This window comes from Stenotrophomonas sp. SORGH_AS_0321, from assembly GCF_031453215.1.
In the GTDB taxonomy this organism is placed as follows: domain Bacteria; phylum Pseudomonadota; class Gammaproteobacteria; order Xanthomonadales; family Xanthomonadaceae; genus Stenotrophomonas; species Stenotrophomonas chelatiphaga.
The window spans coordinates 523,349-543,785 of the sequence record NZ_JAVIZG010000001.1 but is presented as its reverse complement, the minus strand read 5'-3'; the positions used below and the strand labels follow the sequence as shown (position 1 = coordinate 543,785).

General features: G+C 68.0%; 18 protein-coding genes. 12 read left to right on the top strand and 6 right to left on the bottom strand.

Annotation, left to right across the window (positions count from 1 at the left end; all coding sequences use genetic code 11):
* Window positions 1-35: 35 nt before the first annotated feature.
* Window positions 36-548 carry a peptide deformylase gene (def, locus tag QE373_RS02265; RefSeq protein ID WP_057507479.1) on the bottom strand — a complete coding sequence of 171 codons (513 nt, stop codon included), beginning with the start codon at window positions 546-548 and terminating at the stop codon, window positions 36-38.
* Window positions 549-679: 131 nt separating this feature from the next.
* Between def and QE373_RS02260 the strand changes: the two genes are divergently transcribed.
* The 9 genes from QE373_RS02260 (at window position 680) to QE373_RS02220 (ending at window position 10,085) form a co-directional block, all read left to right on the top strand.
* Window positions 680-1,819, top strand: coding sequence for a LysM peptidoglycan-binding domain-containing protein (locus tag QE373_RS02260; protein WP_309683161.1), 1,140 nt, complete (start codon window positions 680-682; stop codon window positions 1,817-1,819).
* Between the two features lie 90 nt (window positions 1,820-1,909).
* Window positions 1,910-3,061, top strand: coding sequence for a DNA-processing protein DprA (gene dprA, locus QE373_RS02255; RefSeq protein ID WP_309683158.1), 1,152 nt, complete (start codon window positions 1,910-1,912; stop codon window positions 3,059-3,061).
* Window positions 3,062-3,077: 16 nt separating this feature from the next.
* Window positions 3,078-3,551: a DUF494 family protein gene (locus QE373_RS02250; protein WP_057507476.1), complete on the top strand. Its 474-nt coding sequence runs from the start codon at window positions 3,078-3,080 to the stop codon at window positions 3,549-3,551.
* A gap of 39 nt (window positions 3,552-3,590) precedes the next feature.
* Window positions 3,591-4,325 carry a pilin gene (locus QE373_RS02245; RefSeq protein ID WP_309683154.1) on the top strand — a complete coding sequence of 245 codons (735 nt, stop codon included), beginning with the start codon at window positions 3,591-3,593 and terminating at the stop codon, window positions 4,323-4,325.
* A gap of 53 nt (window positions 4,326-4,378) precedes the next feature.
* Complete coding sequence (locus QE373_RS02240; protein ID WP_123699259.1) at window positions 4,379-5,308, top strand: RDD family protein; 930 nt, start codon at window positions 4,379-4,381, stop codon at window positions 5,306-5,308.
* Window positions 5,309-5,498: 190 nt separating this feature from the next.
* Window positions 5,499-7,949 carry a DNA topoisomerase I gene (locus tag QE373_RS02235; protein WP_309683150.1) on the top strand — a complete coding sequence of 817 codons (2,451 nt, stop codon included), beginning with the start codon at window positions 5,499-5,501 and terminating at the stop codon, window positions 7,947-7,949.
* Between the two features lie 116 nt (window positions 7,950-8,065).
* On the top strand, window positions 8,066-8,626 hold the full coding sequence (locus QE373_RS02230) for a Sua5/YciO/YrdC/YwlC family protein (RefSeq protein ID WP_057507473.1): 561 nt from the start codon (window positions 8,066-8,068) through the stop codon (window positions 8,624-8,626).
* Between the two features lie 39 nt (window positions 8,627-8,665).
* On the top strand, window positions 8,666-9,370 hold the full coding sequence (locus QE373_RS02225) for a DUF4124 domain-containing protein (protein ID WP_309683146.1): 705 nt from the start codon (window positions 8,666-8,668) through the stop codon (window positions 9,368-9,370).
* A gap of 28 nt (window positions 9,371-9,398) precedes the next feature.
* Window positions 9,399-10,085 (top strand): DUF4124 domain-containing protein, encoded by a 687-nt coding sequence (locus QE373_RS02220; protein WP_309683143.1) that lies wholly within the window; start codon window positions 9,399-9,401, stop codon window positions 10,083-10,085.
* Window positions 10,086-10,089: 4 nt separating this feature from the next.
* On the opposite strand, the gene QE373_RS02215 is transcribed toward QE373_RS02220, so the two are convergent.
* Window positions 10,090-10,866, bottom strand: coding sequence for an SDR family oxidoreductase (locus QE373_RS02215; protein WP_309683141.1), 777 nt, complete (start codon window positions 10,864-10,866; stop codon window positions 10,090-10,092).
* Window positions 10,867-10,949: 83 nt separating this feature from the next.
* Here QE373_RS02215 and QE373_RS02210 point away from each other — a divergent pair, with 83 nt between their 5' ends.
* Entirely contained in the window at window positions 10,950-11,156 is a 207-nt protein-coding gene (locus tag QE373_RS02210) for a hypothetical protein (protein ID WP_309683139.1), read from the top strand.
* Window positions 11,157-11,207: 51 nt separating this feature from the next.
* Here QE373_RS02210 and sppA read toward each other — a convergent pair whose 3' ends face one another.
* The 4 genes from sppA to QE373_RS02190 form a co-directional block, all read right to left on the bottom strand.
* Window positions 11,208-13,130, bottom strand: coding sequence for a signal peptide peptidase SppA (gene sppA / locus QE373_RS02205; RefSeq protein ID WP_057507468.1), 1,923 nt, complete (start codon window positions 13,128-13,130; stop codon window positions 11,208-11,210).
* Between the two features lie 121 nt (window positions 13,131-13,251).
* The gene (locus QE373_RS02200) at window positions 13,252-14,616 is read right to left on the bottom strand and encodes an MATE family efflux transporter (RefSeq protein WP_309683134.1); all 1,365 of its coding nucleotides are present in this window, start codon (window positions 14,614-14,616) and stop codon (window positions 13,252-13,254) included.
* Window positions 14,617-14,819: 203 nt separating this feature from the next.
* Entirely contained in the window at window positions 14,820-15,392 is a 573-nt protein-coding gene (locus QE373_RS02195; RefSeq protein WP_309683129.1) for a DUF3106 domain-containing protein, read from the bottom strand.
* The gene (locus tag QE373_RS02190) at window positions 15,385-16,386 is read right to left on the bottom strand and encodes a hypothetical protein (RefSeq protein WP_309683126.1); all 1,002 of its coding nucleotides are present in this window, start codon (window positions 16,384-16,386) and stop codon (window positions 15,385-15,387) included. The genes QE373_RS02195 and QE373_RS02190 overlap by 8 nt, the downstream gene beginning before the upstream one ends.
* 415 nt (window positions 16,387-16,801) lie before the next feature.
* Here QE373_RS02190 and QE373_RS02185 point away from each other — a divergent pair, with 415 nt between their 5' ends.
* Complete coding sequence (locus QE373_RS02185) at window positions 16,802-18,979, top strand: primosomal protein N' (RefSeq protein ID WP_309683124.1); 2,178 nt, start codon at window positions 16,802-16,804, stop codon at window positions 18,977-18,979.
* Between the two features lie 428 nt (window positions 18,980-19,407).
* Complete coding sequence (locus QE373_RS02180; RefSeq protein ID WP_309683122.1) at window positions 19,408-20,370, top strand: transposase; 963 nt, start codon at window positions 19,408-19,410, stop codon at window positions 20,368-20,370.
* Window positions 20,371-20,437 lie beyond the last annotated feature (67 nt).

Sequence of the window (20,437 nt, the reverse complement as noted above, 5' to 3'; positions counted from 1 at the left end):
CGGTCGGCACGGCAGCGGCCGCGCCGGGTGATGGATCAGGCGACGTGCTTGCGCGCCTTGGCCAGCTTCTTGCGCACCATCTCGCGCTTGAGCGGCGACAGGTAGTCAATGAACAGCTTGCCGTCCAGGTGGTCCATCTCGTGCTGCACGCAGACCGCCAGCAGGCCGTCGGTGGCCAGTTCCTGCGGTTGTCCCTGGCGGTCCAGGTAACGCACGGTGATCTGGTCGGCACGGGTCACGTCGGCAAAGATGCCGGGAACCGACAGACAGCCTTCCTGGTACACCTGGCCACCGTCCTGCTGGACGATTTCCGGGTTGATGAAGACCATCGGCTGGTTCTTTTCTTCACTCACGTCGATGACCATGAAGCGCTTGTGCACGTCCACCTGGCTGGCGGCCAGGCCGATCCCGGGGGCGTCGTACATGGTCTCGAACATGTCGGTCAGCAGCGTCTGGAAGGCCGGCGTGGTGACCTCGGCGGCGTCGATCAACGCGGCCTTGGTGCGCAGGCGCGGATCGGGAAACTCGAGAATTGGGAGCAGTGCCATGGCAGTAATCGTCTGGGTGGGGGCCGGTCAACGCCGGCCTGCGTTGCAATTCTATCGCCAACGCTTGCCCTGCGCCCCGGTTTCTGGACTATAGTGCGCCAACCTGTTGGGGAACCGGGCTGACCACTCCTATGTTGCTACGAATCCGCACGGTCGTCGCCGCGGCGATGTTGACCGTTGCCGCCTATGCTACCGCCGTTGAAATGAACGGGCACCCGACCACCTATGTCGTCCAGAAGGGCGACACGCTGTGGGATATCTCTGCGCGCTTCCTGAAAAAGCCTTGGCTTTGGCCGGAAATCTGGCAGGCGAATCCCCAGGTGGCGAACCCGCACCTGATTTACCCGGGCGATGTGCTCAGCCTGGCCTACCTGGACCGCGTCGTTGCGCGACAGGACGCCGGACCGCGCCAGGAAGCGCCGATCACCGGCATTCCGCTGTCCCAGGTCGAACCCTTCCTGAAAGAGCTGAGCGTGGTCGATCGCATCGATCACCTGCCTTACGTGGCGGGGCTGGAAGACAACCGCCTGCGTGCCACCTCCGGCCAGCTGGCCTACGTGCACGGGCTGGACGGTGCCGCCGTCGGCCAGCGCTACGCCGTGGTCCGTCCGACCGTGCGCTATGCCCTGCCCAAGCCCTCCGAGGACCTGGATGCCAGCGGCCGCACCACGCCGGGCAGCGGCAACCTGTGGAAGGACTTCACCGTCCCGAACAAGCGTCCGCACCAGCAGTTGGGCTATGAGCTGGCCAAGGTCAACGTCGGCACCATCATGCGCCTGCCCTCGGGCAAGGTGGATGTGGCCACGCTGGCCCTGCAGGGCACCGGCGACGGCCGCGAAGTACGCGTCGGTGACCGCCTGGTCCCGGTGGAAGCCACCCCGTACGACCTGCAGTTCTTCCCGCACGTCCCGGCGCCGGGCACCGATGGGCTGGATGTCCGGGTGCTGGCGGTAGCGGACATGCTGCTGTCCGGTGGCGCGCGCGATGTCATCGCCTTGTCGGCTGGCAGCGCGCAGGGCGTGGACAACGGCACGGTGTTCTCGCTGTGGCGCCAGGGCAGCCACGTGAAGCACGTGATGAAGGTGCCGAATTCGTCGCAGATGGACGATTCGCGCGTCGACGGCTACAACCGCCTGGCCATGCCGGATGAATATGCCGCCCATGCCATGGTGTTCCGCACCTTCGACAACGTCAGCTATGCGCTGGTGATGGAAGGCATCAAGCCGGTCCTGGTGGGCTACAACGCCCGCCACCCCGACGCGACGGAATAAGGGGACCGGCGGCCGACGGCCGCCACCCACCGACAGCAGACCGCAGCGGCGCCCTAGGGCGCCGTTGTCATCTGCGCGGCAGGCTGGGCCATGGATGAGGAAACCCGAGCACTGTTGACCCTGGTCCTTGCCGGCGGCGGCTTGGCGGCGCGGCGGGCACTGGCCTGCGCCCGCCCCTGCGTGGCCGCCGCGCTGGACGCCGGGCCGGTGGCGTGGCGGCAGGCGGGCTGTTCGCCCGGCCAGCAACGCCGCCTGGCCGCACCCGATGCCGGCGCACTGGACGACGCCCTGCGCTGGCTGCAGCAGGCCGACCACCACCTGGTGGCGGCCAGCGACGAACGCTTCCCCGACCTGCTGCGCAGCATCCCGGAGCCGCCGCTGGCGCTGTTCGTGCACGGCAACCCTGCCACCGCATGGCACCCGGCGATCGCGGTGGTCGGCAGCCGTTCGCCCACACCGGGTGGGCGCGCGCTGGCGGCGGAATTCAGTACGGGGTTCTGCCAGGCGGGCCTTGCGGTGACCAGCGGGCTCGCCGCCGGCGTGGATGCCGCGGCCCACCAGGCTGCGCTGGCGGCCGGTGGCATCACCGTGGCGGTGATCGGCAACGGACCGGACCTGGTCTTTCCCTCGCACCACGTCGCGCTCCAGCGCGAAATCGCCACACGCGGCGCCGTGGTCAGCGAGTACCCGCCAGGTACACCGGCCCGGCCGGCGCACTTCCCGGCGCGCAACCGGCTGGTCGCCGGCCTGACGGTGGCGACGGTGGTGATCGAGGCAGCCAACCGCTCCGGCGCGCTGATCACCGCACGGCTGGCCGCAGAGGCCGGACGCGAGGTCTGCGCCCTCCCCGGTTCGGTGCGCAATCCACGGGCGGCCGGCTGCCACCGCCTGATCCGCGACGGCGCCGCGCTGGTGGAAGCCCCGGCCGAGGTGATGGCCCTGGTCGCCCCGCTGCTGGCCAGGGCCCTGCCCGACTTGCAAAGTCGCCTCCAGGCCCCCACTGAACAGGGACGGCGAGCCCACCTTCCCGCACACCTGGCGTCCGAACCGGACTACCAGACCTTGTGGAAAGCGCTCGACCACGACCCAATCCCTATGGATTCATTGATCATGCACTGTGGATTGACGGCCGCCCGGCTGTCCTCCATGCTGCTGGCCATGGAACTGGCGGGTATCGTGGTGTGCGAACACGGCCGCTACTGTCGAAACCCTGGTTTCCCAACCTCCACAGCGTCCAGATGACGCAGGCCGAGGGGCAATGAAAGAGAGCATTCTCGATGTGCTGCTGTACCTGTTCGAACACTATTTCAGCGAAGACGCTGATCTCATCCGTGACCGCGACTCCCTTCAAAACGGCCTGATCCAAGCTGGCTTCAGTCCGGCCGAAACCGCCAAGGCGTTCGATTGGCTGGATGCACTGGCCGCCCAGCGACCCACCGTGTCGCAGGCCCGGGTCGACGGCCCGGTGCGCGTCTACCACGGTCCGGAGCTGGACAAGCTGGACGTGGAATGCCGCGGTTTCATCCTTTATCTGGAGCAGCACGGCATCCTGGACGCCGACCAGCGCGAGCTGGTGCTGGACCGTGCCATGGCCCTGGACCAGGACGAACTGGACCTGGATGACCTCAAGTGGGTCGTGCTGATGGTGCTGTTCAACCAGCCGGGCTCGGAAGCGGCCTACGCCTGGATGGAAACGCAGATGTTCATGGACGAGCCAGAACCCCTTCACTGACCGTACACTGCATGCCTTGCGCATACAGGGGGCGTTCACGTGAGCGAGTGGTTCCATGCCGAGGGCAGCCGCCAGGTTGGCCCGGTTTCGGCTGAAGACATGGGGGAGCTGTTCCGGGGCCACCGGATCGGGCTGGACACGCTGGTGTGGCGCGAGGGCCTGCCGACCTGGCAGCCGCTGCGCACGGTGGTGGACGAACTGGGCCTGATCGCCATTCCTGCGGCCGGTCCGGTCGTCGTCCCGCCGCTGCCGCCAGGCCTTCCGCCGGCTCCCCCGCCGTCCACCGCGCCGTATGCCGGCCCGGGCACGGCCCTGCCGATGCAGGCCGCGAAGAAACCGTTGTCCGGCTGTGCGATGACCGCGGTCATCGGCGGTGCGGCGTTGCTGGTGCTGGTGCCGGTGTGCGCGATCCTGGCCGCCATCGCACTGCCGGCCTACAAGGACTACACCATCCGCGCCAAGGTGGCCGAGTCCATCAGCGCGCTGCAGCCGCTCAAGGCGCAGGTGGCAGAGTTCGCCAACAGCGAAGGCCGCTGCCCGACCAGCGCCGATCCCGATTTTCCGGCCCACGACCACTACACTGCACACGGTCTGTCGAGCGTGCAGTTGGGCCAGTTCGAGAACGATCACTGCGGTATCGAAGCGACGTTGGCGGTGGGCGAGTCACGGGTCGATGGCCTCCTGCTCTGGCAGGAGTACGATCCGGCCACGTCCCGTTGGGAATGCAGCGGCGACAGCACCGATAAATACCTGCCCGTGAACTGCCGCGACTGAGCCGGCGCGCGGGGATGGAACCGATTTCCAAGGAAGACCCACAGGGGACGATGATGAGTGAGTGGTATTACGCCGAAGGCCAGCAACGCCAGGGCCCGGTAGGCGAGCAGGAGATCCGCCAGCTGTTCCAGCGCAGCCAGATCAGCCTGGACACGCTGGTATGGCGCGAGGGCATGGGGCAATGGGCCGCGCTGCGCACGGTGGTCGATGAGCTGCAGCTGCAGACCTTGGCCACGGTGGCCGCCGAGCCGAGCACCGGTTTCGACCTGCGCGGCGACTATGCTGCCATCGACAACGGCACCGCGCCGCTGCCCGGCAGTGGCCCGCTCAGCGCATCGCCGTACGGCGCATCCGCCGCATCGGTGGCCTATGGCAGTGCCGTGCCGGTACACGGTGCCGAGGTACTGTATGCGGGCTTCTGGAAGCGGTTCGCCGCTTACATGATCGACTACGTCATCCTGACCGCCAGCTCGATGATCATCGGCGCGATCGTGGGACTGGGCATCGGTGGGGCGGCCAGCCTGGCCGGCGGCGGTTCGACCACGGCCGGCGTACTCAGCCAGCTGCTCGGCGCGCTGATCGGCTTCGGCATCAGCCTGGCTTATTACGGCTGGTTCCACGCCTCCGTGGGCGGCGCGACGCCGGGCAAGATGGCGCTGGGCATCAAGGTGGTGCGCAGCGATGGCGACCGGATCTCCGGCGCGCGTTCGGTCGGGCGCTATTTCGCGACCCTGCTGAGCAGCCTGACCCTGCTGATCGGCTACATCATGGCCGCCTTCACCGAGCGCAAGCAGGCCCTGCACGACATGATCTGCGACACCGTCGTCGTGGATAAATGGGCCTTCACCGACCAGCCGCACCTGCAGCGCCCGCAGCTCGGCGCGGTGGGCGTGGTGGTGCTGGTGCTGACCGGCATCCTGTTCATCGGCCTGATCATCGCGATGGTGGTGGCGGTTGGCGCGATCGCCGGGATGGCCGGCTGAATACTGGAGGATGCGGCGCGGGCGCTTGACAGAGCGCTCACGACGTGATTCCTCTAATAAGGTAAAAGCTGAACGCCCGGCTCATCCCCGGGCGTTCAGTTTATGGAAATCGAGAGTGCCGCTTCACTAATGCGGCCATTTGCTCCACCCTAGCGGCCCTTCCCGGCCGTGCGCACACAAAAGCGACCTCATGCCCAAGCACCTGCTCATCGTCGAATCGCCCGCCAAGGCCAAGACGATCAACAAATACCTCGGCAAGGACTACACCGTCCTGGCCTCGTATGGGCATGTGCGCGACCTGATACCCAAGGAAGGCGCGGTCGATCCGGACAACAACTTCGCGATGCGTTACGACGTCATCGACAAGAACGAAAAGCATGTCGATGCCATCGCCAAAGCCGCAAAGGGCGCCGACGACATCTTCCTGGCGACCGATCCGGATCGCGAGGGTGAAGCGATCAGCTGGCACATCGCCGAGATCCTGAAGGAACGCGGCCTGGTCGGCGACAAGCCGATGCAGCGGGTGGTGTTCACCGAGATCACCCCGCGGGCCATCAAGGAGGCCATGAACCAGCCGCGCGCCATTGCCGCCGACCTGGTCGATGCGCAGCAGGCCCGCCGCGCGCTGGACTACCTGGTCGGCTTCAACCTGTCCCCGGTGCTGTGGCGCAAGGTGCAGCGCGGCCTGTCCGCCGGCCGCGTGCAGAGCCCGGCGCTGCGCATGATCGTGGAGCGCGAGGAAGAGATCGAAGCCTTCATCGCCCGCGAGTACTGGTCCATCGCCGCGGCCTGCGCGCATCCTTCGCAGCCGTTCAATGCCAAGCTGATCAAGCTGGACGGGCAGAAGTTCGAACAGTTCACCGTCACCGACGGCGACACCGCCGAAGCTGCGCGGCTGCGCATCCAGCAGGCCGCCCAGGGCAGCCTGCATGTCACCGACGTGGCCAGCAAGGAGCGCAAGCGCCGCCCGGCACCGCCCTTCACCACCTCCACGCTGCAGCAGGAAGCCTCGCGCAAGCTGGGCTTCACCACGCGCAAGACCATGCAGGTCGCGCAGAAGCTGTACGAAGGCGTGGCGATCGGCGAGGAAGGCACGGTCGGCCTGATTTCCTACATGCGTACCGACTCGGTCAACCTGTCGCAGGACGCACTGGCCGAAATCCGCGACGTGATCGCCCGCGACTACGGCATCGCCTCGCTGCCGGACCAGCCCAACACCTACCAGACCAAGTCCAAGAACGCCCAGGAAGCCCACGAAGCCGTGCGCCCGACCTCTGCGCTGCGGACCCCGGCGCAGGTGGCGCGCTTCCTGACCGACGACGAGCGCAAGCTGTACGAGTTGATCTGGAAGCGTTCGGTGGCCTGCCAGATGATCCCGGCCACGCTCAACACCGTCAGCGTGGACCTGTCGGCCGGCAGCGAACACGTGTTCCGCGCCAGCGGCACCACCGTGGTGGTCGCCGGCTTCCTGGCCGTGTACGAAGAAGGCAAGGACACCAAAAGCGCCGACGACGAAGACGAAGGCCGCAAGCTGCCGCTGATGAAGCCCGGCGACCGCGTGCCGCTGGACCGCATCGTGGCCGACCAGCACTTCACCCAGCCGCCGCCGCGCTTCACCGAAGCGGCGCTGGTGAAGGCGCTGGAAGAATATGGCATCGGCCGCCCGTCGACCTACGCCTCGATCATCCAGACCCTGCAGTTCCGCAAGTACGTGGAAATGGAAGGCCGCAGCTTCCGCCCGTCCGACGTCGGCCGCGCGGTCTCCAAGTTCCTGTCCAGCCATTTCACCCAGTACGTGGATTACGACTTCACCGCCAAGCTCGAGGACGAGCTGGATGCGGTGTCGCGTGGCGAAGAGGACTGGATCCCGTTGATGGCCCGCTTCTGGGAACCGTTCAACAAGCTGGTGCTGGAAAAGAACGAATCGGTCGACCGTGCCGAGGCCAGTGGCGCGCGTGAGCTCGGCACCGACCCCAAGACCGGCAAGCCGGTCAGCGTGCGGCTGGGCCGGTTCGGGCCCTATGCGGCCATCGGCAGCACCGCCGAAGACGCCGAAGACAAGCCGAAGTTCGCTTCGCTGCGTCCCGGCCAGAGCATGCATACCATCAGCCTGGAAGACGCGCTGGAGCTGTTCCTGATGCCGCGCGCGCTGGGCCAGGACAAGGGCGAGGACGTCAGCGTCGGCATCGGTCGCTTTGGTCCGTTCGCCAAGCGCGGCAGCACCTACGCTTCGCTGAAGAAGGAAGACGATCCGTACACGATCGACCTGGACCGTGCGGTCTTCCTGATCGAGGAAAAGGAAGAGATCGCGCGCAACCGGATCATCAAGGAATTCGACGGCAGCGAGATCCAGGTGCTGAACGGCCGCTTCGGCCCCTACCTGAGTGATGGCAAGTTCAACGGCAAGATCCCCAAGGATCGCGAGCCGGCTTCGCTGACCCTGGCCGAAGCGCAGCAGTTCATGGAAGAAACCGGCAAGCCGGTGCGCAAGGGCTTCGGCAAGAAAGCCGCCAAGAAGACCGTGAAGAAGGAGGCCGCGCCAAAAAAGGTCGCCGCCAAGAAGATTCCGGTGAAGAAGGCCACCAAGAAAGCGACCAAGAAGACCGCCAAGAAGGCCGCGGCGAAGAAGACCGCCGGCTGACCCGGAAGGTCGTGGTAGCGCCGGGCCATGCTCGGCGGCTCGACATCCCGCGCTGCGCGCTCGCCGAGCATGGCTCGGCGCTACCCCTTTGCGCGCGGCAGGGGGATACTTCTCCCATGAAAGAGCTCAACCTGATCAGTGCGGTCGCCAGCCTGCGGGCGGGGGGTGTCATCGCCTATCCCACCGAAGCGGTGTGGGGCCTGGGCTGCGACCCGGGCCACCAGATGGCGGTGCATGCGCTGCTCAAGCTGAAACAGCGGCCGGTGGAGAAAGGCATGATCCTGGTCGCCGCCGAGCTGGAGCAACTGCAGGGCTGGGCCGTGCTGGACGCCTTGCCGGACGAACGACAGCGCGAAGTGCTGGCCAGCTGGCCGGGCGCCAACACCTGGATCCTGCCCGCAGGCCCCCGCGCCCCGAAGTGGGTCACCGGCGAACACAGCGGGCTTGCCGTGCGCATCAGCGCCCACCCCCTGGTGGCGGCGCTGTGCCGGGCGTGGGGCGGCCCGCTGGTGTCCACCAGCGCCAACCTGGCCGGTGAGCCGCCGGCACGCACCCGTGCCGACCTGGACCCACGGCTGCTGTCGTTGCTCGACGGCCTGCTGGATGGCGATACCGGCGGCCTGGCCCAGCCCACGCCGATCCGCGATGGCCTGAGCGGCAACGTGCTGCGCTTTTGATCCGCTGGCGCCGCCGCGCCCGATACCGCACGATGGGCCATGCGCGCATCCCCTGCCCTGCCTCTGCTCCTGCTGCCGGTGCTTGCCCTGGCAGCCCCGGCACGACCTGCCGCTGACAGCGTGCGGATCTACCGCTGTGTCAGCAGCAGTGGCGCGGTCACGCTGCAGGACAGCCCGTGCACCACCGGCCGGCAGGAAGTGCGGCAGATGCAGCGACCGCAGGATCCGCCGCCGCGCCGCGCCAGCACCGACGACGTCGCCACGCCAGCGGCCCCCAGCGCGCAGGTGCAGCGCGAAGTCCGCCATGTCTACGTGCAGCCGCCGCAGCCGATGTACGAATGCGTGACCGAAGAGGGGCGGCGTTACCTCAGTGACAGCAACGAGGGCAATCCGCGCTGGGTGCCCCTGTGGACCAGCGCGTGGGTCGGCGGCGGGCACCGTGCATGGAACGGCCCGGGTCAACCTGGACTGCCGCCGATCCGCGCGGAGGGCCGCGGCAACGCGGGCCCCGGACAGCGGCCGCCGCATGGCATCGGCCACGGCATCAGTTTCCCGGCCGGCAACATCCTGGTGCGCGACACCTGCAACGCCCTGCCCCCGCAGGAAGTCTGTGCGCGCCTGCGCGACCAGCGCTGGGACCTGGACCGACGCTACAACAGCGCCCTGCAGGGCGAGCGCCAGGCGATCACCCGCGAACAGCGCGGCATCGATGCGCGCCTGGGCCAGGACTGCGGCGGGCGCTGACAGCAGCGTGCACCGCTACAATCGGCGGATGAAGACCTGGATCTGCCTGGCGGCGCTGCTGCTGCCGACCGCCCTGCCGGCGTTCGCCAACGAAGACATCGTGTTCCGCTGCACCGATGCCAACGGCAAGGTGGCCGTGCAGGATGCACCGTGCCCGTCCGGCACCGCGCAGATCATCCAGCGCCGCGGCGCGTCCAGCGCATCCACGGCCTCCACCGCGTTGGGCGACTCGCCTGCCCCGGCGCCGGCCGTGCTCGACAGCGACCTGCTCACCGCCCCGCAGCCCGGCGCCGCCGCAGGCAGTGGCGATGCCATCCTGGACAGCGACGTGATCCGCGCGCGCGCCGCCGCCGATGCCCAGGCCAGCGCCGCCGCCGGACCGGACCGGCCTGCGCCGCCGGTCATCTTCCGCTGCACCGCCAGCGGTGGCGGCCAGTATTTCCACGAATACGAAGCGGCCCCGCCGCGCTGCGTGGTGATGTCGATCAGCGGACTGGGTGGCAGCATCGCGCCCGGTACCGCGGCCAGCTGCGAAATGGTGCGCGATGCCTGCAACAAAGTGGACGAGGCACAGCGCTGCGGTGCCTGGCAGCAACGGCTGCGCGATGCACGCGGACGCGAAAGCTTTGCCACGCCGGACACCCAGCCACAGGCCCGCGCCGAGCGCCTGCGCGTGCAGGCGGTGCTGGAAGCCAGCAGCTGCCCGGTGCCCTGAGCGCTCAGAACCCGTAACGCAGGAAGCCGCCGTCCACCGCGATGCACTCACCGGTGACATAGCTGGCGGCAGGCAGGCACAGGAAGCCCACCGCGGAGGCGACCTCTTCCGGCTCGCCGATCCGGCGCATCGGCGTGCGCTCGATCACCTGCTCGTAGTAATCCGGATCGGACAGCGGCCCGGAGGTGCGCCGGGTGCGGATGTACCACGGCGCCACGGCATTCACCCGAATACCGTCTTCGGCCCATTCCACGGCCAGGTTGCGGGTCATCTGGTGCATGGCCGCCTTGGTCATGCCATACACCGCGCCGCTGCGTACATGGGTCAGGCCGGACACGCTGCCCACGTTGACGATGGCCGATGCCGCATGCCGCGCCAGCAGCGGATGCGCATAGCGCGACAGTTCGAAAGCCGAAAACAGGTTGGTCTCGAAGATGTTGCGCCATTCGTCTTCGGTGTAATCAATGGCCGGACGGGTGATGTTGCCGCCGGCATTGTTGACCAGGAGGTGCAGGCCGTCGGCGTGGTCTTCCACCCAGTCCAGGATCTCGCGCCGGTCCTCGTCGTCGGATACATCGGCGGCCAGGGCATGGATCGCCTGGGCCGGGTACTCATCGGCGAGGTCGTCGCGGGCACTCTCCAGCATGTCGATGTCGCGGCCCACGATCATCACATCGGCACCGAAGCCGAGTAGTTCACGCGCGATGGCCAGGCCGATGCCGGCACTGGCCCCGGTGATGAGGGCGGTCTGTCCATCCAGCCGCCAGCGCTGCGCAGTCACGATCTTGAACTCCCATCCGGGCGCTGCCCGTGTAACGATGCGGCAAGCATAGCGCCGTCGCCGGGAGATCTTCGATGCACCGCATGAAAACCATCGCCCTGATCATCGCGCTGGCCGCGCTGGCCGCCTGCCAGCGCCCGGCGGTACCGCCGCAGGACAAGCCGCCGGAGCCCAAGGCACTGGCGCACAGCGTGCAGGCGCCCCTTGAGAAAGCCCGTGGCGTGCAGCAGACGCTGGATGATGCGGAAAAACAACGGCGCGCCCAGGAAGAGCGCGCCGAGAAGGAATAACGCGGTGCCAGGTAGAGCCGACCACGGTCGGCTGCTACCGTCGGGCGGCGATCAGAATCCGCAGAAGCAGTAGGCCAGCGCCTTCACCGGGGTGCCCTTGCCCTGCTCGCGCGCGGCGTTCTGCACGAAGCGCAGCTGGGTATCCACTTCCGGCATCGTCCGCGCCAGCACCATCCGGCCCACGCCGGATTCGGCCAGCATCCAGGCACCGGCGTGGCTGCCGGCGAAACCGCCAAGGAACTGGGCAAACGGGGTGGCGGGCTTTTCGATGTAGCGCACGCGGTACTTGTCGTCCGCACCGAGCTTGGCCCGGCCGGCGGCATCGGCCACGGCGTCCTTCAGGCCACCGAAGGCATCGACCAGGCCGCGCTCCTTGGCCTGGGCACCGGACCAGACGCGGCCACGCGCCACTTCGTCCACGGCCTCGACCGGCTTCTTGCGCGCATCGGCCACCCGGCCGGTGAAGTCCGCGTACCCCTTGTCGATCACCGACTGGATCACCTGGCCCACGGCCGGGTCCAGCGGCTTGGTCATGTCGAATGCGCCGGCGAAACGGGTGGTGCCCACGCCGTCGGTATGCACGCCGATCTTGTCCAGCGCGCGCGCCACGTTCGGCACCATGCCGAAGATGCCGATCGAACCGGTGATGGTCGAGGCATCGGCATAGATGCGGTCGGCATTCATGCTGATCCAGTAGCCACCGGATGCGGCCAGGTCACCCATCGACACCACCACCGGCTTGCCGGCGGCCTGCAGGGCCACCACTTCGCGGCGGATCTGCTCGGAAGCGAACACTTCGCCGCCCGGGGAGTCCACGCGCAGCACCACGGCCTTCACATCGTTGTCGTCGCGGGCTTCGCGCAGCAGCGCGGAGGTCGACTCGCCGCCGATGCGACCAGCCGGCAGGTCACCGCCGCTGATCTCGCCCGACGCCACCACCACCGCCACCTGCGGACGCGAATCCACCGGGCTGCGACGTGCGTCGATCTGGCCCAGGTAAGCACCCAGGTTGATGTTGCGGAAGCCGCCATCGGCATCGCCGTCGGCCACGCCGCGTTCGACCATCAGGTCGTCGAATTCTTCGCGGGTCTTCAGCGCGGTGACCAGCTTCTGCTGCAGCGCGAACTTGGCCAGGTCACCGCCGGCGGCGGCCACGCCTTCCGGCAACGTATCGATGCCGGCAGCCAGCTGGGCCGGATCCAGGCGACGTGCCTTGGCGATGTCACCGAGGTAGCGCTGCCAGACATCGTTCATCCAGTACAGGTCCGCTTCCTTGGCCTGCGGCGATGCCGCGTCCAGCACGTACGGTTCGGCGGCGGACTTGTATTCGCCCACCTTGAACAGGTGCACGTCCACGCCCAGCTTGTCCTGCAGGCCGGTGCGGAAGTACTGGCGATAACGGCCCAGGCCTTCCAGCAGTACCGCGCCCATCGGGTCAAGGTAGACCTCGTCGGCCTGTGCGGCCAGCAGGTACTGCGACTGGCCCATGCTTTCGCTGTAGGCCACCAGCTGCTTGCCGGACGCACGCAGCTGCTGCAGCGAAGCGGCGACTTCACGCAGCGAAGCGAAGCCGGACGGCTGCAGCTTGTCCAGTTCCAGCACCACCCGCTCGATCTTCTTGTCCTCGCGCGCCGCATCGATCGCACGGATCAGGTCGCGCAGCTGGATCTCTTCGGCACTGGTATCGCCCATCGCCTTGGCAAAGGCGCGGCTGACCGGATCGGCGCTGAACTGTTCGACCAGCCGGCCTTCCGGTGCGATCACCAGGGTGGTGCGGTCCTGCAGCGATTTGCTTGCGCCCGCGCCCATGCCGGCCGCCACGACCAGCGCGACCAGGATGAAGAACAGCAGGCCGAAGAACAGCACGTTGAGGATCAGCCGCCGCGTGAAGTTCATCACGTCCCACAGCCCGACGAAGAACGCCGCGATGGGATTGCGTCGCGCGGGGGGCAGCGGTGGCACGGTTTGGTTCATGGATTGCTCCGGTTGGCGTCTTGCCGTGGAAATTGCGGGGTCAGCATAACGGGTGTGGTTGCGCGCAGCATCGGACACAAGTAAGGGGGCCACCGTGAAGTGGCGCGCGCAGTGCCGGCATTCAGGACAGCGCGGACTGCCTCACGCGGGCGCCGCTGCGGTGCAGGCGCCAGCCCATCAGGATGGCGGCGGCGGTGAGCCCGACGATCAGCCCGATCCACATGCCCTGCGGCCCCATGCCCAGCGCCAGGCCGAGCCCGGCGCCCAGCGGCATGCCCAGGCCCCAGTACGCGAACATGGCGATGAACATCGGCACGCGGGTGTCCTTCAGGCCACGCAGCGCGCCGGCCGACAACACCTGGATGCCATCCGGGAACTGGAAGGCGGCCGCGTACAGCAGCAGCGTGGAGGCCAACCCGGCGACCGCCAGGTCATTGGTGTACACCCCGACGATGGCATCGTGGCCGAACAGCAGCGCCAGCGCGGACACGGTCTGGGTGCCCATGATGATCGCGTAGCCGGCCCATGCCGCGCGACGCACACCCTGCCCGTCGCCGCGCCCGACCGAGTGCCCCACCCTCACCGTGGTCGCTTCGGCCACGCCCATCGGGATCATGAAGCACAGCTGGGCGACGTTGATGGCGATCTGGTGCGCGGCGGCCTCGTTGGCGCCCAGCCGCCCGATCAGCAGCGCAGTGACGATGAACAGCCCGCCCTCCATCAGCACGGTGATGCCGATCGGCAGGCCGGTACGCAGCAGGTCCCAGATCGCGCGCCAGCGCGGGCCCTCGAAATGGCTGAACAACTGCAAGTGTGCGAAGCGCTTGGTCTTCCACAGGTAAGCGCCGAAGCACAGCGCCTGCAGCCACATCATGATCGCCGACGCGATGCCCAGGCCTTCGGCGCCCAGCTCCGGGAAACCCAGCCTGCCATTGGCCAGTACGTAGCCCATCGGCGCCAGCACCAGCAGGCCGCCGAAGCCGATCAGCATGGTCGGCAGGGTCCAGTGCATGCCTTCACTGAGGTAGCGCATGCAGAAGTACAGGGTCAGCGCCGGTCCGCCCCAGCGCACCGCATGCAGGAAGGCGGTGGCGCCCGGCACGATGTCCGCTGCGATGCCGAAGGCAGGCAGCAGCGGGGGCACCACGCTGAGGAAGGTGAACATGATCAGGCCCAGGCCCAGCGCCAGCCACAGGGCCTGGCGGAACAGCGGGCCGATTTCGCGCTCGCGGCCGGCGCCGTGCAGCTGCGATACCGAGGCGGTCAGCGAAATCAGCGTGCCGATCGGGATCAGCATCGGCAGCCACAGCAGCGCGGTACCGATGGTCACCGCAGCCAACGTGTGGGTGCCATGGTGGCCGGCGATCACGTTGTCGACGAAGGAGATCAGGCCGGTGGAGACATGGCCGAGGACAAGCGGCAACGCGAGGATGCCGGTGGCGCGCACTTCTCGGCTGAAGCGCGGGGCGGGGGATGCGATGGACATGGTGCTGCAGAGGGTCGGCGACTACGGCTGCGCGCGAAGGGCACAGACACCGGGTTGCGGGCCGACATCTTACCCGTTCCGTGGAGACAGCGATGGTGCCGGCCGGCGGATGACCGGATGCTGGCAGGTGATGACCGCCCCGGTGGGTGACGACCGTTGGTCGTCACGCCCCTCCCGCGCCCGCCATCAGGCGGCGCGAAGGATCAGCGCCCCACCTGACGGGCCAGCCACGCATCGCGCTGGGCCGGCGCCACGGACAGGAATTCGGTCCGCACCGTATCGCGCTGCTGCGGCGGCGTGCGCTGCGCGACCAGTGTCAATTGCGACACCTGTGCCGGGGTCAGCTGCCGCAGCATCGCCAGGGTGGCATCGCGCTGGTTTTCCGGCACGTAGCCGAACATGCCCTGCAGCCGGCTGAAATGCTCGCCCAGCAGCGGCCCCAGGCGCCACCCATCGCGGAACGCCTGGTCCTGTGCGTTGAACTGGTCACGCAGCTCCTGTTGCTTGGCCAATGGAAGGGCGGCAAAGCGCTCGGCGGCCTGGCGCACGCGCGCCCGTTCGGACTCGCTCATCGCCCGCCACGCGGCGTATTCGCTGCGGCGCTGGCGCTTCTGCTCCGCACCGAGCTGCTGCCACGGCATCGCCGCCGGGGCAGCGGGACTGCCGATGGCGCCGGGCCCTGCAGGCACCGACAGCGGCAGCGCGGTGCGGTCCGGGGCAGCGTGCACCAGCCCGGCGGCGCCCAGCAACACCAGCAGGCAGACACGCTTACTCATCGGCAGCCGCCGTTTCCAGCGCGGCCGCAACCGGTTCGGGTCGGGTCGGCCTGGCCTGCGATTCGTCGACCGGCAGCGGGCCGCCCGCGGCCGACCAGGCATGCAGGTCGGCATCAGCCAGCAGCGGGAAATCACGGTCGGCGAGCATCGCCGCGTCTTCGGTCGCCATCGGATCGGCAGCGGCGGCGGCCACCTTCGGCGGGTCACCCTCCAGGGCTTCGACTGTGACCGGACCGGCCTCGCCTACCGCGCCATCGGGGACCACCGCGGGCGCATCGGGCACATGTGACTGCCAGGCGCGCCAGCCGAGCCCGGCCAGCAACAGCACCAGCACGGTGCCCAGCAGGATCGCCGGCCCGCGCCAGCGGCGCTGCTGCGACGACCGCCGCCGTGGTGGCGTTGCAGACGTGCGCGGCTCGGCCGCCGGGGCACGCCAGGTCTTGGGCGCCTCCTCTTTCCTGCCCGCCGCCACCGGCTGCTGCAGCTCCTTCAGGCGCTGGGCAGGCAGTTCGCGGATCTGCTGCTGCACCTGTTCGGCCAGCACCCGCCACGCCTGCGCGTCCGGGTTGCCGTGTGCATCGCGCGGGCACGCGGCGGCCAACGCTTCCTGGTAACCGTCTACATCGGTATCCAGCAGGCGCGCGGCGCTATCTTCATCCAACCCTGCGCCGATCCGCAGCAGCAGGGCCAAGCGGACCAGCGGCTGCAGGCTGCCCAGGTGGGCCAGTGTGCCCTCCCAGCGGCCGGTAGGCGTTTCGCGCAGCGCCTGGCGGGCCGCCAGCAGCGCCCAGAAGCGCGGCGGCCACTGTGCCATCGGCAGATCGCTGGCGACCGCGGCGAACGCGCGCATGACCGCGACCAACGCCTGTTCAGCGCGCGCGGCATCACCGGTCTGCAGCTCGGCGACCACCAGCGCACGACGTTCGACGCCACGAAGAAATGCCGACAACGCACCGGCCGCAGTAGGGGATGAAGAGGCGGACGCTGCCGTCATCAGGGACTCCAGGAATTCACGCGGAATGATAGCTGCTCCCAACCAGCGACGCCGAGGGCTTGCTAGTCACGGGCGTTCGTGCTGCACGTTGTGCACAGCGTCAAGAAATCGCTGGTCCGCTCATGCCCATGCCGCCCGGAGCTTATGTATCAGCGGCATTTCACACATAAGCCATTGATTTTTATTGTTAATATTGTGTGGCTAATTTTTGACCATGAGAAGATCAAGGCTGTCGGCATCGGCACTTGCCGCCTTCCACCCAAGCTAACGCACAGACTTATCCACAAAAGATGTGGATAACCCTGAATCTCCAATGGACTCCGACATTTACCTCGTGTTTAGGCTCTCTTCACTGAGGAGTGATGCCCCTGAATGCGCTCTGCGGGGACGCTCAACGGGTCGGTACAATGCCAGGATGGATGCTCCCCTGCCCACCCTGCGCATTGCCCTGCCGGTCCCGTTGCCGCAGCTGTTCGACTACCTGCCACCGGAAGGTCCGGCACCGGACGTGGTCGTCGGCTGCCGGATCCGGGTGCCGTTCGGCCCGCGCGAACTGGTGGGCGTGGTGGTGGAACAGGGCAGCGCCGATCCAGCGGCCAGCCTGCGCCAGGCGCTCACCTGGCTGGACCCGGAGCCGCTGCTGCAGGCCGAGTTGTGGCACAGCCTGCAATGGCTGGCCCGTTATACCCACGCGCCGCTGGGGGAAGTACTGTCCACCGCCCTGCCCGGCCCGCTGCGGCACGGCGAGCCGATGCCGGAAACCCACCACTGGGGCTGGCAGCTTTCTACCGATGGGCGCGAACAGCGGGGCAGCCTGCGCGCCGGCAGCCGACCGCGCCAACTGGCCGAACTGCTGGCCGATGCGGTGGTCGATGAAGACGTGATCGCTGCGCGGATGGACGATTGGCGCACGGCGGCGCGCAGCCTGGCCAAGCGCGGTCTTGCCGAGCGCGTGGCGTTGGCGGTGGCGCCGTTGCAGGCCAGTCCGCTGGGCGGCCCGACCCTGAACCCGGAGCAGGCCACCGCGGTGCAGGCGATCACCACCGCGCAGGGCTTCGCGCCGTTCCTGCTGGACGGGGTCACCGGCAGCGGCAAGACCGAGGTCTACCTGCAGGCGATCATCCAGTGCCTGGCGCAGGGCCGGCAGGCGCTGGTGCTGGTGCCGGAAATCGGCCTTACCCCGCAGACCCTGGCACGCTTCCGCGGCCGCCTCGGGATTGCCGTGCACGCCTTCCACTCCGGCCTCACCGACAACGAACGCGCGCGGGTCTGGGCGGCGGCGTCGCGTGGCGAAGCGCGGGTGATCGTGGGTACGCGCTCGGCGATCTTCATGCCGCTGCCCGAAGCGGGCCTGCTGATCGTGGATGAGGAGCACGACAACAGCTACAAGCAGCAGGACGGCATCCGCTACCACGCCCGCGATTTCGCCCTGGTGCGGGCCAAGGCGCTCGGCATTCCGGTGGTGCTGGGCAGCGCCACCCCGGCGATGGAAACCCTGCACAACGCGCATGCCGGCCGCTTCACCCACCTGCGGTTGAAGGTGCGTGCCGGCGATGCCATGCCGCCGCGCGTTCGCATCCTGGATGTGCGCAAGCGTCCGCTTCGCGATGGCCTGTCACCGCAGGTGCTGGAAGGCATCGCCGAGCACCTGCGCAACGGCCAGCAGGTGCTGGTGTTCAAGAACCGCCGCGGCTATGCGCCGGTGCTGTTGTGCCACGACTGCGGCTGGACCGCGCCCTGCCAGCGCTGTGATGCGCCGATGACCGTGCACGGCGCGGGCCGGCGCCTGCAGTGCCACCACTGCGGTGCGCGGCAGGCCGCCCCGTTGGCGTGCCCGGCCTGCGCCAGCCTGGCGCTGCAGCCGCAGGGCATCGGTACCGAACGGCTGGAAGAACATCTGGTGCAGGCCTTCCCGGCCGTGCCGGTGCTGCGCATCGACCGCAGCACCACCTCGCGCCGCGATGCACTGGAACACCAGCTGGCCCGGCTGGGTGACCAGCCCGGCATCCTGGTCGGCACGCAGATCCTGGCCAAGGGCCACGACCTGCCCAAGCTGACGCTGGTGGTGGTGGTGGGCATCGACGAAGGCCTGTTTTCTTCGGACTTCCGCGCGACCGAGAAGCTGGCCCAGCAGTTGATCCAGGTGGCCGGCCGCGCCGGGCGCGCGCGCGATCCCGGCGAGGTCTGGCTGCAGACCCACCATCCAGGCCACCCGCTGCTGGAAACCCTGGTCAACGGCGGCTACCACCCGTTCGCCGCGGCCGAACTCAACCAGCGCCAGGCCGCCGGCTTCCCGCCGTTCGCCCATCTGGCGCTGCTGCGCGCCGAAGCGCAGCAGGTCGAACATGCCAATGCGTTCCTGCTGGCCGTGCGTGCGCTGGTGGGCGAACAGCCGCACCTGGAAGCGTTCGGGCCGATGCCCGCACCGATGCCACGGCGGGCGGGCTACCAGCGCACGCAGTTGCTGCTGTCCAGCGCGCAGCGCCCCGCGCTGCATGCCGTGCTGGATCACGTGGCGCCCTTGCTGCAGGGCCTGCCGGAAGCACGCAAGGTGCGCTGGTCGCTCGACGTGGACCCGGTGGACCTGTACTGACGGCCGTTGGTAGTGACGGCCGCTGGCCGTCATGCTGTTCCCGCTGCGCTCGCCGAGCATGGCTCGGCGCTACCCCGCCGTTGGTAGTGACGGCCGCTGGCCGTCATGCTGTCGCCGCTGCGCTCGCCGCGCATGGCTCGGCGCTACCCCGCCGTTGGTAGTGACGGCCGCTGGCCGTCATGCTGTTCCCGCTGCGCTCGCCGAGCATGGCTTGTATGTTCCTTCCGGGCCCTAGCTGGTTAAGTAGGGCCAGGGTGGAGGGACCGTCAACATGACATCTGCGGATAGCAGCCGACAGACGCGCCGAGCGATCCCCATCCCGCACCTTAACGTCGATAAAGGATCTAGCGGCCTTGACCGCCGATGTAGGCAAGCCAACGTGGTGCGGTACCACCCCAGCCCTTCAACAATAGCTGGGAGTTGCGGAAATGTCAGATCATTTGGATGTCGGAGTCGATGTCGACTCAAAGACCTTGATGGTGGCGGTGCACGGCGTGGAAGGCAGTCGCCGGATCGACAATTCAGCTACAAGCATCAAGGCGTGGCTGGCTGAGCTGCCGGCCGGTTGCCGGATCGGGCTGGAGGCAACCAACCGGTACCACGAGCTGCTGGTTCAGCACGCCCAGCACGCCGGCCACACGGTATTTGTGCTCAATCCCCGTGATATCAAGCATTACGCCAAAGGCGTTGCCCAGCGGGGCAAGACCGATGCCGGTGATGCCCAGGTCATTGCCCGCTATGTGGCCAAGGAAGGCGACGAGCTTCATGAATACGTATCGCGCAGCCCCCAGCAGGAGCGGCTGCATGTGCTGCTCCAGCAGCGCCAGGCCTTGATCAAGGCCAGGACACAAATCCAGCTTTCGCTGGATGCCAAGTCCACGAAGACGGGCACGTTTTCCGGCATTTTTCGCGCCATTGATGAGGCGATCAAGGCCCAGGACCGCGCTATCCAGCAGGCATCCAGCGCTGGTGAACATGGCGATCTGTATCGCCAGATGCTCACCATTCCAGGCGTCGGTCCAACCGTAGCGGCCTGCCTGACCCATCACATCACGCGCTGGAAATTGGCCAGTGCTGATGCATGGGTTGCCTGCACCGGGCTGGATCCTCGCCCCAATCAATCAGGTGCCCGGGTCGGACGGTGTCACCTGTCCAAACGCGGTAACGCGGGCCTGCGCCAGACGCTGTACATGGCGGCCATGGGCCTGACCCGGGCCAAGGGGGGCAGGCCTTTGTATGAAGCGCTCCGGGCACGCGGCCACAGCAGCACGGCTGCCTTCAACATTCTTGCGCGCAAACTGGCGCGGATAAGCTGGGGCGTGTTCAAAAGCGGGCGGGATTTTGATCCCGCCCTGATGGGAATTGGCGACATCCGCTTCGGGAGTGCTTGACCCAGAACATAGGATCTCGGCGCTACCCCGCCGTTGGTAGTGACGGCCGCTGGCCGTCATGCTGTCG

Coding starts and splice junctions, on each gene's coding strand:
- QE373_RS02250 (WP_057507476.1), top strand. CDS start 3,078: ATGAAAGAGAGCATTCTCGATGTGCTGCTGTACCTGTTCGAACACTAT.
- def (WP_057507479.1), bottom strand. CDS start 548: ATGGCACTGCTCCCAATTCTCGAGTTTCCCGATCCGCGCCTGCGCACC.
- QE373_RS02240 (WP_123699259.1), top strand. CDS start 4,379: ATGAGTGAGTGGTATTACGCCGAAGGCCAGCAACGCCAGGGCCCGGTA.
- QE373_RS02180 (WP_309683122.1), top strand. CDS start 19,408: ATGTCAGATCATTTGGATGTCGGAGTCGATGTCGACTCAAAGACCTTG.
- QE373_RS02195 (WP_309683129.1), bottom strand. CDS start 15,392: ATGAGTAAGCGTGTCTGCCTGCTGGTGTTGCTGGGCGCCGCCGGGCTG.
- sppA (WP_057507468.1), bottom strand. CDS start 13,130: ATGAACCAAACCGTGCCACCGCTGCCCCCCGCGCGACGCAATCCCATC.
- dprA (WP_309683158.1), top strand. CDS start 1,910: ATGGATGAGGAAACCCGAGCACTGTTGACCCTGGTCCTTGCCGGCGGC.
- QE373_RS02230 (WP_057507473.1), top strand. CDS start 8,066: ATGAAAGAGCTCAACCTGATCAGTGCGGTCGCCAGCCTGCGGGCGGGG.
- QE373_RS02200 (WP_309683134.1), bottom strand. CDS start 14,616: ATGTCCATCGCATCCCCCGCCCCGCGCTTCAGCCGAGAAGTGCGCGCC.
- QE373_RS02210 (WP_309683139.1), top strand. CDS start 10,950: ATGAAAACCATCGCCCTGATCATCGCGCTGGCCGCGCTGGCCGCCTGC.
- QE373_RS02220 (WP_309683143.1), top strand. CDS start 9,399: ATGAAGACCTGGATCTGCCTGGCGGCGCTGCTGCTGCCGACCGCCCTG.
- QE373_RS02235 (WP_309683150.1), top strand. CDS start 5,499: ATGCCCAAGCACCTGCTCATCGTCGAATCGCCCGCCAAGGCCAAGACG.
- QE373_RS02185 (WP_309683124.1), top strand. CDS start 16,802: ATGGATGCTCCCCTGCCCACCCTGCGCATTGCCCTGCCGGTCCCGTTG.
- QE373_RS02260 (WP_309683161.1), top strand. CDS start 680: ATGTTGCTACGAATCCGCACGGTCGTCGCCGCGGCGATGTTGACCGTT.
- QE373_RS02190 (WP_309683126.1), bottom strand. CDS start 16,386: ATGACGGCAGCGTCCGCCTCTTCATCCCCTACTGCGGCCGGTGCGTTG.
- QE373_RS02225 (WP_309683146.1), top strand. CDS start 8,666: ATGCGCGCATCCCCTGCCCTGCCTCTGCTCCTGCTGCCGGTGCTTGCC.